Source organism: Flavobacterium alvei, from assembly GCF_002920895.1.
Taxonomy (GTDB): Bacteria; Bacteroidota; Bacteroidia; order Flavobacteriales; family Flavobacteriaceae; genus Flavobacterium; species Flavobacterium alvei.
In genome coordinates this window covers 212937-228852 of the sequence record NZ_PQVG01000003.1, presented here as the reverse complement: position 1 = coordinate 228852, position 15916 = coordinate 212937, and the positions used below count along the sequence as shown (strand labels likewise).

The 15916-nt window shown below is 34.7% G+C and carries 8 protein-coding genes; all 8 read right to left on the bottom strand.

The genetic code is table 11. The features are described 5' to 3' along the window. Positions 1-44: 44 nt before the first annotated feature. Positions 45-7193, bottom strand: coding sequence for a T9SS outer membrane translocon Sov/SprA (gene sov / locus C3L50_RS06300; RefSeq protein ID WP_103805314.1), 7149 nt, complete (start codon positions 7191-7193; stop codon positions 45-47). 36 nt (positions 7194-7229) lie between these two features. Then, entirely contained in the window at positions 7230-7811 is a 582-nt protein-coding gene (gene ruvA, locus C3L50_RS06295) for a Holliday junction branch migration protein RuvA (protein ID WP_103805313.1), read from the bottom strand. Between the two features lie 88 nt (positions 7812-7899). After that, positions 7900-10185, bottom strand: a complete 2286-nt coding sequence (locus tag C3L50_RS06290) for an NADP-dependent malic enzyme (RefSeq protein ID WP_103805312.1) — start codon at positions 10183-10185, stop codon at positions 7900-7902. Positions 10186-10337: 152 nt separating this feature from the next. Then, positions 10338-10772 carry a CBS domain-containing protein gene (locus tag C3L50_RS06285; RefSeq protein WP_103805311.1) on the bottom strand — a complete coding sequence of 145 codons (435 nt, stop codon included), beginning with the start codon at positions 10770-10772 and terminating at the stop codon, positions 10338-10340. Between the two features lie 114 nt (positions 10773-10886). Continuing rightward, positions 10887-11813, bottom strand: a complete 927-nt coding sequence (gene queG / locus C3L50_RS06280) for a tRNA epoxyqueuosine(34) reductase QueG (protein ID WP_103805310.1) — start codon at positions 11811-11813, stop codon at positions 10887-10889. A gap of 18 nt (positions 11814-11831) precedes the next feature. After that, complete coding sequence (gene ruvB, locus C3L50_RS06275) at positions 11832-12854, bottom strand: Holliday junction branch migration DNA helicase RuvB (protein WP_103805309.1); 1023 nt, start codon at positions 12852-12854, stop codon at positions 11832-11834. 79 nt (positions 12855-12933) lie between these two features. Continuing rightward, positions 12934-14730, bottom strand: a complete 1797-nt coding sequence (locus C3L50_RS06270) for a cytochrome c oxidase subunit I (protein WP_103805308.1) — start codon at positions 14728-14730, stop codon at positions 12934-12936. Between the two features lie 30 nt (positions 14731-14760). Further along, positions 14761-15915, bottom strand: a complete 1155-nt coding sequence (locus C3L50_RS06265) for a cytochrome c oxidase subunit II (RefSeq protein ID WP_103805307.1) — start codon at positions 15913-15915, stop codon at positions 14761-14763. Between the last annotated feature and the right edge of the window lies 1 nt (position 15916).

The following is a 15916-nucleotide window of genomic DNA, read 5'->3' as shown; positions in this document are numbered from 1 at the left end:
AATGTAACAATCTTCTGTTCAAAAATAGTTCCGTTTTCAAAAAATTAATTCCCAAAATTATATCGAAGCGTAAAACCAGAACGGATGTTGGTTAATGGAAAAGAAGTTGATATTACTGCTTGCGAAAAGGCATGGTCATAATAGAAAATAGCGGTTAGATTTTTACTAAAAGAATAATCGGCGGTTAGTTTGAGCGACCAAATATTTTGTCCTCCAGCCAATTGATTGTTGTCATAATCTAAATATCTCACGATAGTTTTGTTGTTTCGATACGACAAATCGGCTTTTATTATAATATCACTTTTTATAATTCCTGTAGGATTATCGGCAAGTTGAGAAGAAAAAACCACGTCTTTTATTCTATATCCCATTCCAACTATATATTCTATGCCTTTTACTTCGGTCAATAAATTGTTGTCAAAACTCATCGATAATGCTCTGTCTTTTTTGATTTCGGTAAGCAATTTTAAGGAGTTTTTCAATTCGAAATCCATTCGAAGCAACGGATTGAACTGCTCGACTAAATTGACGTTAGACATAATGGTTTTGTTAAAGAAATTGCCACTTGCATCGACTCCACTTGGGTTTTTATCAAATTCAAAATTGGATCTAAAAGCATTAATTGTATAAGAAGCTCTATAGTTTTGTTGCAATGAGAATCGTTTGAAATTCTTTTTGAAGAATTCATAACGCATCAATCCATTATATTTGATAGACCAATTGGGTACCGGAAAACTTTTGAAAATTCCTGTAGAAACACTTGAGGCACTTTGCCCAGAATAGGCTGCTAAAAAAGCTGGTAATAAAACGGCCTGATTGTTTTTGCCATATCCTTTTGGAAAACCATCTGCGTCTTTAATAGTTGGATCATATAAAGGATCACGTTTTTGGTGCTCAATTGCCAATCGATTAGCAACCTCAAGCCTATTACTTCTAAAATCATCAAAAGCTGCTGATGAAACTTCATCGCTTGCTGAGAATGAAGTTTTTATCAAAACCGTAGAAATAGAAAACATTCCATAGCTATAAGGAGATCTTGGATTGTAAATTCCGTTGGTAACGTCATATTGTTCAGAAAAATTCTCAGAATAAGATCTGTCTAACGACAAATCTATTTTTAAATCGGGCAACAAATCTATGTTTACCGTTGATTTAAATACTTCATTGCTTACCTGAGTATAATTTTGATTAAAGTCGGAATAAGTCGTAAGCCAACCGTTTTTTGCGGCTTCATATCTTACATCATCTTGGCTTCCAAAAATAAATCCAAGTGTTGGTTTTGAAGAACCAAAGAATCCAATTCCTGGCGTATATCCTGGCAAAACGGTACCACTATTTTTAGTATAATTGGCCTGAATATTTTTCACACTTGTTAAAATGCCTATCAAACCATTATAGAAATTGTTTTGTTTTGGAACTAACGCATTCGTATTGGCTACTTTTTCACCTGGTTTAGGAGCAACTGCTTTCGGGTTTGGTTTTAATTGTGTTTTTTGGGTTAATCCTATGTACTTATAAAATGTATCCATTGAAAGCGTGGCATTCAAATTATGAGACATTGCATTTTGAATTGTGTTTCCTAAATTATAAGTAGTTCCATCTGCTGCGGTATATTCAGACAATGCCACTGAAGCACGTTGCCAATTATAGTCGCCTGTGTAAGAATAATTAGCTTTTATAAAACTTAACAAAGGTATCTTGTTAATTGGAATTTCATAATTCATCACCAATTGTTGCATGTGTTGATTAGCATTTCCAATATCTAAATAACTATCCCAAATATTCAAATCATCGTTGGGCACATTATCATCATTCATGTAGTTTTTTACAATATTGGTTGAAGATGCAGTGTAGGTAAATTTTAAATTTTTAGTCAAATTATAATTAAACCCATAATTATAATTAAATGCATAATTCCTTCTGTACATTGGATCGATACCAATTCCAACAACATCTACTTGTCTAAATTGTTGACGATTGTATTGTCTATTAATATTAGTATTGAAATTAATATTGGTTGGCAAATAATTAAAATTAAAGTCACTTAATGCTTTATAATAGCTGCTTTTTTTAGTGAATTTTGATTTTTTGAAAGGTTCAATTGGTTTCGGCTGGAAACTAAAAGCATAGTCAACAGTAGTATTCGATTCTTGATTTGTATATTGCTCAATTTCATAATCGTGATGCTCTACTTCGTTATATGACTGCGAAAATGTAAAGTTTTCAGCATCATATACTCTTTGTTTTTGTTCAGGACCTCTTTCTTTTCTTACACCAATAAAGTTGATGCTTTTTCTTTTGGTATAATCAACTGCTCTATTTTTGATATTGTCTTTTTCAGCTTCATCAGTAGTATTGTCTAATAACTGTTTCAGCTTAATATCGGCATTAAACGGATCATATTCTGGAGTGATTGTTTCTTCTCCAATGGCGTAATTAAAAGGTAAAGTGATTCTCCATTTTGGTGGCAATAATTTACCCATACTAAAATTAGTTACAATATTATACTGCTGAGTATCCTCACGATTTCTTTCGTTTGGTCCTTGTTCAATACCTCCAAAACCAATGGTGCTTTTTCTACCTGTGGCCGAAACGGTTGCGAAATCGGCAAAATTGGTATCCACATTTAATACAGCAGCCATACCTCGACTATTGTCCATATCGGCAACGCGAAGTTCGTCAAACCAAACCTCCCCTTTAATATCTTGGTGGAGGTCATTATTTTTTACACCCAACATCAAATTTCGAACTAATCCGAAATTTGGATTTCCTTTAATTCCTATCCTTAATTTATTAGCTTTTCCTGCCAATGAAGGATCTAAATCTTCTTCATTTTGATAATATATTCCATCAGCTGGCAGTGTACTTGGATCAATACTCATTGCTTGAATTTTCAATTTGGTCAATAATGCCAATGAAAGGTCAATTTCATTTTCGGCAGGCCAAACGACTTCGGCACTAAGCGCGCCACAGTTTGAACCTACAGAACCCGAAGGCAATGTTACTTTTAAAGGGATTTCAATTTGATAGAAATTCTGAGTATAGTCGTTTCCAAAGCGGATAAAACCTACCATTTGATCATCACGAAGCTGAATTTCGCTTGGCAACGATTCGGCATGCAAAAACATTTTCAGTTTTTTGAACTGACGCATATCGACACTGACATTTTTAAACACGGCTCTTGAATCTTCTGGCTCTAATCCATCGCCCGAAACTCTTAATGATAATGATTGCTCATTTTGATTGATAACCGTATTACCACTATACAATTGCTCTTGTTGCACACCCGGAGGTATGATATAATTTATTGGACATCTATCATTATTTTCCTGAAGATTTACTGCCAAAACATCCAAATTTGTTTTGTCATCGGCCGGGTTGGGATCATTTGAATCCAAGGTGTTTGTATATCTTCTCCAATCTCCTCTTACTAAATCTAAAGCTCCAAAACGAACGGTAACATCACTGCTAAAACCGGTCATAAACATTCTCATGAATCGAATCGATCTAAAATCAGAAATATTTCCAATAGTATTTTCGGGTTGCGAAACTGGGATTTTGAATTGTAACCATCTTGCATCTGTCACTTGCCCATTGTCTAAGGTAACCTGAGTATTTCTAATATCAGTAATATAATTTTGACCTACACTCATATTGGGTTTCACATCTACGCTATATTCATAATAGGCATTGATGGTGTTCATCGTATTATCTCTATTGATATCTTCAACATCTGGGTCAGAAGTTGCTGCTCTGTTGGCATCATTAATATCAACCGCAGAGTTTCCTTCCACTCCATTATAATCTCTGTATCTATCTACAACTCCTCCACTTGCATTCAAATAATATTTGTAATTATCTGCAGCTGGATCGGGATCAGAGGCATAATTTTTATAAATATCTCCTTCTTTAGCATTTTCTAAACCGTCTAAACCTAAATCTTGACTGGTTCTATTTGCAGCATTGGCATCGAATGCATAAATCAAGGATTGCGAAGCTGGAACATCTCCCCAAAGTGGCTGAGGATTAACTTTAACTTGATCTGGCCCCAATCCATTTTCGTATTGTTTTCTTCCGTCTTTTAAAACGTCTTCGGAAATTTCACCTAAATTAAAATAAATTTTTCCAGTATTGGTCTTTGGAATTTCACCTGCACCAACATAAGGGTCTAAAACCCAAAACTGAATGTATTCAACATTTCCTTGTTCGAAATTGGTAGAATTTAGCGAACGCATAATCCCTCCAAAATTATCTTTGGCATTGGCATCAACATTCAAAGCGTTATTATAAGGACCTCTTTCGGCAGGATAATAGCTCAAATCTAAAGTGTTTACTACTTGTGATTGTCCTTGTGCAATATCAGTTAGTGGATATAATTCTTCGCTAAAAATTCTCCTTGTAGTATTAAGCGACAAATCGTCGTTTGAAATTCCTGATGGTTTTGTTGTATAAAAAACGGGGTCAATGGTGTACCAAGACATTTTGGCTCTTTTGAAACCATAACTCAAATCGTTGGCACTTGCATTAAAATTATACAAACTTTCGGTATCATTAGTTGGAGTTGAAGATAATTTCCAAGCGTGAGGAGAGCGCATATCGATAGTAGATTGCGACCCTTCAAAATCATCTACATATATGGTTGATTCTCCCTGAAAACTATTCCCTTTAGGATCTTGAGGTTCTAAAAATGCGATTTCACCTCTTATAGAAAGATTCGAAGGAACATCAGTATCCATATTAGGTAATTTGTTTACCAATCGAGTAAAAAATGGAATTTCGGAAGAATAATTTCCATTGAAACCATACATATTATTGTTAACCGTTTCTTGTCCAAAGCTAGATTTTTGAGTAAAAGGTCTTTCGTTCAATTTCAAGAAAGTGGCTCCAAGGAGAAACTTGTCTGAAATTTGATGCTCTACATAAACCCCAAAAAAGCGTTTGGTTTGTTGTCCAAAAATTGAATTGTTCTCTAATGAAACGCTAATTGGCGTGTTCGATGCTTGAAGAGATGGGTCTAGAATTTGAACCCTTCCTAATTGATAATTGACACTATAATCAATCCCTTCTACTAAAACTCTTCCGCCTGCTGTTACAACTACTGAACCTCTAGGCACGTTGAAAGCACCAATCGGAATTCCATCGCCTCCTGTAGATTTGTATTTACCTCTTAGCAAGAATTTGTTTTTGTCGCTGTCTTGCAAAGCTCCCGATTGTGTATTAGAATACATATTTCGGAACACATATTTCTTTTGGTTGGCATTATAAGTATTTACATCCTTATAATTTTCTCCTGTTCCTGTAGATAATTTAGAGAACAATAATTCCCCGAAAGGCTCTTTGGTAGTAAATATAATTCGACCATTTTGAGTGTCAATGGTTAAACCTTGCATAAAATCGAAGAAACCATCACCACCCACTTGAGGGTCATTATTGAAATTTAATTTATCTAAATTAAATACTTTCAACAATGGTGTTTCGGCTACTTCATTTCCTACGGATGGATTGGGCGGGAAAGTACTTCCTGAAACTGGTGTAATATAATTTATTGGAGAAGGATCAGTATAAAGGATATTGAATCTAAAATTTTCTTGTTTCAATTGATAGGCTCCCGGAATTTGATAAATGTTTTTCATCATCAAATTCCAAACTGGATTTTTAACATTGGTCAAATTACTTTTCAGCATTTTCAACACCAAACTTTGCGAAATAATGGCTTGATCAGATGGAGTTGTACCGGTTACAATCGTTGCATCTACCCCATCGTTACCAAATTCACCTACTTGATAGACTTGATCACCAATGGTGTATTGATATGCAACGGCAAGAACTTCATCATTAGCAAGACGTTGTTGGAGCGAAATATATCCCAATTGAGGATTGAAAGTATATTCGTTTGCATTTAATTTTCTAGCATTTTCTAATTTCGAATAATCGGCACCCTCATTAACATTAGCATTAAATCCAGAACTTGAAGTAGCAATTTCACGAATATTATTGTTCAACAAACCTGTTCCAGCTGCAATTTGTGCTGGATCATAATCATTATTTGTATTGTCGGCAGGAGAATCAGCCGGATTATTAAACATCCCTGTTGACGGGCTTAAAACTACTACTTCGCTATCTTGCAAACCCGTTAATTGGGCTTCACCTAAATCCTGAATAGCAATAATATTTCTAAGATTGTTATTGGTAGTGGTTACTCGGTTTTGCTTATTAGTAACCCAAACCTCAATTCTAGAAATCTGAACTCTACTATCAATAAATGGATAGTTTCTTAAGGCCGCATCGTATTTATTTCTGAAATATTGCGAAAGAAAAAAGTGTCGATCATTATCATAATCTAGTGCAAACATATCAAAATCTTGAACCGTTCCGCCACCTTCGGCAACAACAGTTTTGGTCTGTGATTTTTGTTCAGAGAAAACACCTGTAATACTGGTTTTGCCAAACTGTAATTTGGTTTTCACCCCAAAAAGGCTTTGAGCTCCTTTTATCAAAGAGCTATTCAAAGGCATACTTACATTTCCTACTTCAATTTTTTGAACAATATCGTCTTCGGTAGGCGTGTATTCGAGCTTGATTAAATTTTGAAATGCAAAAGTAGATTGGGTGTCATAATTGACATTTACATTGAGTCGGGTTCCTACTTTCCCCATCAAACTCATACTTATTCTTTGATTAAAATCGAAAGAAAGTGTTGATCTATTTCTAGGAGAAAAGGCAGGATTGTCTTGTTTTGTATAACGCATACCAAAATCCATTTCAATAGATCCTGTTGGTTTTATATCAATAGTATTACTCCCAAAAATGGTTTCAAAAAGTCCTGATTTAATATAGTAACGGGGTAATAAATCCTTTTTGGCAAGATCATTGTCTCCATTTTTTCCATCAATAGCGTCTAATTTATCTTTAAAATAACTGCGCATCGATTCCTTTCTTACTCTATCTTCAAATTCTTTTGGAGACAAAATTGCAGGATAACTTGTTGGAAAATCGCCAATGTTTTTTGATAAAATATACATTCCCGTAACAGGGTCATAGGAATACGCTTTTACAATACTTGGCGGGTCTTTAATTTCAATTTTTCCTGTGGAATACCCAGATTTAACAGTATCCTGAGTTGTAGGATTTACTTGGGCCTGCGATACAAATCCACAAAACATTAGTATTAAAAACGCACAAATTTTATACACGCTTGGGTTCTTTTTAAAATTGGGTAACTTCAAGTTTTATAAGTTTTTTAAAGCTTGCTTGATAATATATTCTACTGAACTCTCTGGAGCATCTTTAATGATTTTTTCTACTATTTTTTCAGAAGCTTTTCGAACAAAACCTAAAACCTCCAAAGCAGATAACGCTTCATCTCTATTTGTATTGTTTTGCGAGATCGAAACTTCATCTAAATCATAAAGTTTTAGCACTTTTTCTTTCAAATCGAGTATTACTCTTTGAGCCGTTTTACTGCCAATTCCTTTTATAGATTGTATAGTGACCACATCACCTGATGCAATTGCATTTGTAATTTGTTTGGGATCTAATGAAGACAACATGGTTCTGGCTATACTTGCTCCAATTCCAGAAACCGATATCAATAATTTAAATATTTCTCTTTCAGATTTTTCTACAAATCCAAATAAAGTATGGGAGTCTTCTTTTATTTGAAGATGTGTAAACAATTTAATAAAATCAGTTGCGGGAAGCAATGAATAGGTATGCAAAGATATATTTACGTGATAACCTACTCCACCGCAGTCTATTACTACTTGAGTTGGCGTTTTTTCTACTAATTTACCTTGTAAATGTGCGATCATACGGTTTGATAAATGTGCCCAAATATAACAAAACTTATATAAATTTTTATTAAATTTATATAAGTCCTGCTATTGAGTAAAAATTATTTTACTTTTTTGATTTATTCTTTTCCATTTCTTGAGCATCAATCACTGCAATTGCAGCCATGCTTACCATTTCTTCTACACTTGCCCCTAATTGGAAGATGTGAACTGATTTTCCCATTCCCAACATAATTGGACCAATAGAATCTACTTTGTTCAATTCTTTCAACAGTTTATAAGTAATATTTGCAGCTTCAAGATTAGGGAAAATCAAGGTATTTACTTTTTTGCCTGCTAGTTTAGAAAACGGGAATTTTGCTTTCAACATTTCAGGATTTAAAGCAAAATCGGCTTGAATTTCACCATCAATAATCATATCTGGATGGTTTTTATGCAAATATTCTACCGCTTGTCTCACTTTGGATGCACTTTCATTGGTTGAAGAACCAAAATTCGAAAAAGATATCATAGCTATTACAGGCGAAACTCCGAGTGTTTTTGCAGCATTCGCAGTCATAATGGCAATTTTAGCCAGCTCTTCTGCAGTTGGATTTGTGTTAATGGCGGTATCCGATAAAAACATTGGACCACGACTCGTAATCATCATGTTTGTAGTTGCTACAAGTGAAACTCCAGGTGCTTTGTCTATTAGTTGCAACATTGGTTTCACAACTGACGGATAACTTCTGGAATACCCCGTCAATAATGCATCTGCTTCCCCTTGATTGACCATCATTGCGGCGAAATAATTTCTTTCTCGCATTAGATTCTGAGCATCAAACAAAGAGATTCCTCTTCTTTGTCTGGTTTTCCAATAGGCTTTGGCATATTTATTTCTTCTAACTTCTTCTTCGGTAGTTTTAGGGTCAATAATTGGAACATCGGCATCAAAACCAAGTTCGTTTTTCAATGCTAAAATAACATCTTTTTTTCCTAACAAAATTGGGAAGCCAATTCCTTCTTCATATACGACTTGTGCAGCTTTAAGAACGTCTAAATGATCTGCTTCAGAAAATACAATTTTCTTAGGGTTAGTTTTGGCTCTGTTGATAATCATTCGAAGCATTTTATTATCACTACCCATTCGGTCTAATAGTTCCTCCTCGTATTTTTTCCAATCGTGAATTGGATTTTGTGCCACACCAGAATCCATTGCTGCTTTTGCAACTGCTGGAGCGACAACAGTTATCAATCTTGGATCGAATGGAGACGGTATGATGTATTCGCGACCAAAAGTTAATTTAGTTGCTCCATAGGCAATATTTACTTGTTCTGGCACGTGTTCTTTAGCTAATGCAGCGAGAGCTCTCACGGCAGCCATTTTCATTTCTTCGTTTATTTTGGTAGCGCGAACATCTAAAGCTCCTCTAAAAATATAGGGGAAACCTAGTACATTATTCACCTGATTAGGATGGTCAGATCGTCCTGTTGCCATAATAACATCTTTTCGAGTGGCAATAGCAAGATTGTATGCAATTTCTGGATTTGGGTTTGCCATCGCAAAAACGATAGGATTTTCTGCCATTCCCAACAACATTTTTGGAGTCATAATATCTCCCGAAGATAATCCTAAGAAGATGTCTGCGCCCACCAAGGCTTCTTCAAGACTCATAGGTTTCTTGTCTGTTGCATACAACAATTGCATAGCTGACAATGATGAGTTGTCTTTTGTTAAAACGCCTTTGCTGTTAAACATTAATATATTTTCGACCTTAAGTCCAAGTAAAACATACATATTAGCACAAGCCAAAGCCGCTGAACCTGCACCTGAAACTACCATTTTCAAATCCTCAGGTTTTTTTCCCGCTAATTCTACAGCATTTAATAATGCTGCTGACGAAATTATTGCTGTCCCGTGCTGATCGTCATGCATCACTGGAATGTTCAATTCTTCGACCAATCTTCTTTCTATTTCAAAAGATTCAGGAGCTTTAATATCTTCAAGATTAATACCGCCAAAGGTTGGCGAAATATTCTTAACGGTTTGAATAAATTCTTCTACATCTTTTGTCCCAACTTCAATGTCGAATACATCGATACCTGCAAAGATTTTGAACAGCAATCCTTTTCCTTCCATTACTGGTTTTCCTGCTTCTGGTCCAATATCGCCAAGTCCTAAAACGGCGGTTCCATTTGATATTACTGCAACTAAATTTCCTTTTGCAGTATATTTATAAACGTTATTGATGTCCTTTGCTATTTCTAAACAAGGTTCAGCAACTCCGGGTGAGTAGGCTAAAGAAAGATCTCTTTGGGTTGCGTATTTTTTTGTAGGTACAACCTGAATTTTTCCAGGTGTTGGTTTTGCATGATATAGTAATGCTTCTAATCGTTTGCTATTCTTATCCATTATGTTAATTTTAAATCTGACAATCAAAGATAGCAGATTTGCATTAAAAAGGAGGCTTTTTTAGACTTCATTTTTGTACAAAAATAAAGTCTTATGTTAAAAAAAAATAGCTGCAAAATTCGCAGCTATTTTAACTATTTTGTGATAATAATTTATGATTTTCCACCGCTTATATAAGAATCTAAGTACTGAATTGTTTCTTTTTGTAAATCTATTATAGATTTTACAACATCACCAATAGAAATAATACCTAGAATGTTGTCATTTTCCACTACTGGCAAGTGTCTAATTTTTTTGTTGTACATCAAATCCATACAATAATCTAAGTTGTCACTAGGTTTTACAGTAATAACATTATTTGCCATAATTTCATGTACAAATGTTTTTTTCGAAGATTTAGCTTTCAAAGCAATTTTTCGAGCGTAATCTCTTTCGGATAAAATTCCTATCAAAAGATCGTTTTCTACTACTAAAATAGCTCCAATATTTTTTTCACTCATGCTTACCAAAGCTTCATATACTGTGATGGAAGGCGGTACTGAATATACTTCTTTCCCCTTTTTTGCTAATATTTGATTTACTGTCATAATAGAATAATTTAATTGAATTATAAAATTAGAAAAAAAAACTAATTTTACAACACCCTAATCAAATATTTAAAACAAAAAATTATAAAACACAGTACAATTTTAACTTAAAAATCACTCTTTTAGGAAATCTATATTTCGCCTAATTCCAGAATATTTGGTCCTTTTGACAGGAGAATTTTTAAAAACCAAATTAAAAGTATTTTCAGTGATTTCTGTCCAATCCTTTTTAGACATCGAAAGCATTTCTTTATTCGGAGTAAAAAGAGGTTCGTTATGAGCTTTCGAAAAGCGATTCCAAGGGCAAACATCTTGACAAACATCGCAACCAAATGCCCAATTATCAAATTTACCTTTCATTTCTTGTGGAATGTTTTCTTTGAGTTCGATGGTAAAATAGGAAATACATTTACTACCGTCAACCACATAAGGCGCAACAATAGCATTGGTCGGACAAGCATCAATACAGGCTGTGCAAGAACCGCAATGATCGGTGGTTGCGTGATCGTATTCTAAATCGAGGTCGATAATAAGTTCGGCTATGAAATAAAAAGACCCCACTTTCTGTGTCAATAAATTCCCGTTTTTACCAATCCAACCCAAACCGCTTTTGGCTGCCCAGGCTTTGTCTAAAACGGGTGCCGAATCTACAAAAGCTCTTCCTGATACTTCGCCTATATTGGATTGAATCGAAAACAACAATTCTTTCAATTTGTCTTTAATGACAAAATGGTAATCTTGACCGTAGGCATATTTTGAAATTTTATAGCTTTCTTCATTCTGAAATTCGGAAGGATAATAATTCAACAAAAGCGAAACCACACTTTTGGCATCATCTACTAATAAAGTTGGGTTCAAACGCTTGTCAAAATTATTTTCCATATAAGACATTTGACCGTTCATTTGCTTATTCAACCATTTTTCCAATCGTGGTGCGTCTTTTTCGAGAAACCCCGCCTTGGATATACCACAAGACAAAAAACCGAGGCGTTTAGCCTCGGATTTGATGAATTGGGTATGTTTTTCTTTATTGTTAAACAATTACTTGAAAATTAAAACCTAAAAAAGACCTCCTTGAACATTCGTTCTAACCTTCCCCAAATGTTTATAAGCTTTCTCAGTTACTTCTCTTCCTCTTGGTGTTCGCATAATGAAACCTTCTTGAATCAAAAAGGGTTCGTACACTTCTTCGATAGTTTCGCTACTTTCAGATACGGCTGTTGCCAAAGTGGATAATCCTACAGGTCCTCCTTTGAATTTATCGATAATGGTGTTTAGGATTTTATTATCCATTTCGTCCAAACCGTGAGCGTCAACATTTAAGGCTTTTAAAGCATATCTAGCAATTTCTATGTCGATGGTTCCATTTCCTTTGATTTGAGCAAAATCACGCACTCTTCGCAATAAGGCATTGGCTATACGAGGTGTTCCTCTACTTCGACCTGCAATTTCGATAGCGGCTTCCATAGAAATAGTCATTTTAAGGATGGATGCACTTCTTTCGACTATTGTTGTTAAAAGTTCGGTGGTGTAATACTGTAGTCGCGATGAAATCCCAAAACGAGCTCGCATTGGAGCGGTCAATAATCCAGAACGAGTTGTAGCACCAATTAATGTAAACGGATTCAAATTGATTTGAACGGTTCTAGCATTTGGCCCTGATTCAATCATAATATCAATCTTGAAATCTTCCATAGCCGAATATAAATATTCTTCGACAATGGGACTCAAACGGTGAATTTCATCAATAAACAAAACATCTCTTTCTTCGAGATTGGTCAATAAACCTGCCAAATCACCTGGTTTATCTAAAACAGGTCCAGAAGTAATTTTGATTCCAACTTGCAATTCATTGGCGAGAATATTAGCCAAAGTAGTTTTTCCTAATCCTGGAGGGCCGTGAAATAGTGCATGATCAAGGGCTTCATTTCGTTGATTGGCCGCTTGAACAAAAACCTTCAAGTTTTCGAGTATTTGATCCTGACCTGCAAAATCATCAAAAGACAAGGGTCTTAATCTTTTTTCAAGATCAAGTTCCTCTGAGTTAAAGCCTTTGTTTGTTGGGTCTAAATTTTCATTCATTCTACAAATATAACAAAGTTATGAGCAAATAAAAATGCCTTTCAAAACGAAAGGCATTTTAATATAATATTTTTAAATTTTAATGATGAAGAACTACTTCTCCTTCTTTCATTGGAACTGTTTGCGGTACAAAATCCTCATCGTGAGCAGGATTACTGTAATCATATGGCCAACGGTGTACTTCTGGAATTTCACCTGGCCAGTTTCCGTGAATGTGCTCTACAGGAGTTGTCCATTCTAAAGTGTTTGATCTCCAAGGGTTTTGAACTGCTTTCTTACCATAGAAAATACTAGAGAAGAAATTATATAAGAACACCAATTGAAATGCCCCACCTATCAAAGCAAATGTAGTAATAAGAACGTTAACATTTTGCAAATCGTCAAATAATGGAAAGTTTGTATTTGTATAGTAACGTCTTGGCAAACCAGCTAATCCGATGAAGTGCATTGGAAAGAAAACACCATAAGCACAAACAGCAGTTACCCAAAAGTGAACATACCCTAAGTTTTTGTTCAACATTCTACCAAACATTTTTGGAAACCAGTGGTAAATTCCAGCAAACATTCCGTAAAGAGCAGAAATACCCATTACCAAGTGAAAGTGAGCTACCACAAAATAAGTATCGTGAACATTAATATCTAGAGTACTGTCGCCAAGAATAATTCCTGTCAAACCACCTGTGATAAATGTAGATACTAAACCTATTGAGAACAACATCGCAGGATTTAATTGCAAGTTACCTTTCCAAAGTGTTGTAATGTAATTAAAAGCTTTTACAGCCGAAGGAATTGCAATCAATAAAGTGGTAAATGTAAACACAGACCCTAAGAATGGATTCATTCCTGATACAAACATATGGTGACCCCAAACGATTGTCGATAAAAATGCGATTGCCAATATAGACATAATCATCGCTCTATAACCAAAAATTGGTTTACGAGAATTTGTTGCAATAATTTCAGAAGTAATACCCAATGCAGGCAAAATAATGATATAAACCTCAGGGTGACCTAAGAACCAAAATAAATGCTCAAACAAAACTGGTGAACCACCTTGATAATGCAAAACTTCTCCAGCAATATAAATATCAGACAAGAAGAAAGAAGTCCCAAAACTTCTGTCAAAAATCAACAATAAAGCCGCTGACAATAAAACTGGAAAGGAAATAACTCCGATAATTGCCGTTACAAAGAAAGCCCAAATAGTAAGTGGCAATCTTGTCATAGACATTCCTTTTGTTCTAAGATTGATTACAGTAACGATATAATTTAAAGAGCCCATCAAGGAAGCCGCAATAAACAATGCCATTGAAACCAACCAAAGTGTCATACCTGCTCCAGAACCCGAAATAGCTTGTGGCAAAGCACTCAAAGGAGGATAAATAGTCCAACCAGCGTTAGCAGGTCCAGATTCAACAAATAAAGAACTTACCATTATAACACTAGATAAGAAAAATAACCAATAGGAAATCATATTCAAAAAACCAGAGGCCATATCTCTTGCTCCAATTTGTAATGGAATCAATAAATTACTAAAAGTTCCACTTAAACCTGCGGTCAACACAAAGAAAACCATTATAGTTCCGTGTATCGTTACCAAGGCTAAATAAATATCATTGGCCATAACTCCATTTGGAGCCCATTTATCACCCAACAAAACATTGAAAATTTTGAAAGATTCTTCTGGCCAAGCTAATTGCATTCTAAAAAGCATTGACATCACCACACCAATAACACCCATAATAATACCTGTAATCAAGTATTGTTTGGCAATCATTTTGTGATCTATACTAAAAATATATTTAGTAATAAAAGTGTCTTTATGGTGGTGTTCGTGTTCGTGTGAATGTTCGTGATCGTGACCTTCTGCTGACATATCTGTTTTACTTTAAATTTTTCTTTATTATTATTTCATTGCAATTTTAGCAATAACGGCAGTATCATTTGTTTTTGTTGAATCCGCACCTATTGCACCTTCTACAGGTTTTGGTGCATTAGCAGCCTTAACTTCTTGAACCAAAGTTGGCTTATCACTTAACCAAGTTTTAAAATCTTCTGGTGTATCAACAACAACTTTCATTTGCATATTGTAATGAGAAGCACCACATATTTTATTACAAAGCAAAAGGTAATCAAAAGTATAAGGATCAAGAGCTGGCAAACCATTTGCTACAAGTTCTTTACTTTTAGCTTGACGCAAATCATTAATTTTTTTTACTTTCTCAACCATAAAAGGCATAGCTCTATATTCATCTGAAGTATAAACTGGTTCGAAAGCGAATTCTGTTACCATTCCCGGAACACAATTCATCTGAGCTCTAAAATGTGGAAAATAAGCTGAGTGCAATACATCTTGTGATCTAATCTTGAAATGTACTTTTTTTCCTTTAGGAATATGCAATTCTGAAACAACAATATCATCTTGTGCGTTAGGATCAGATAAATCTACACCTAAAGTATTTACACCTTCAATTAATCTAACGTTGGCTTTACCAAGAACATTATCTGTTCCAGAATATCTTGCAGTCCATTTAAATTGTTGAGCGTATAATTCGATTTCGATTGTATCTTCATCTTTGTCCACAAACATAATATCAGTCCAAGCATAAAGACCATAAAGAATTAAACCTGTCAAAACAATTGCTGGAATACCACTCCATATAACCTCTAATTTGTTATTGTCAGCAAGATACAAGGCTTTATTACTTTTATTTCCTCTGTATTTGAATGAGAAATAATGAACTAATGCCTGAGTAATAGCCTGAACTATAAAAATAAGAACCCAAGTAATATTCATCAAACTATCTACCATGCTACCATGCTTTGATGCTGGAGTATGAAGTACTAATGGACCCCATTTTATCAATCCATAGATTGTAAAAATATAAATGAATGCCAAGAAACCAAACATCAAATAACCTTGAACGTTATTATCACCATCATTAGCGACTTGTGAATCATCTTTAATGCTTCCTACCTGTGTCAAATCGAAAATTTTAGTCAACTGCCACAAAGCAATAGATAATAAAACTAAAACTATAATTACCAACAAACTTGTCATC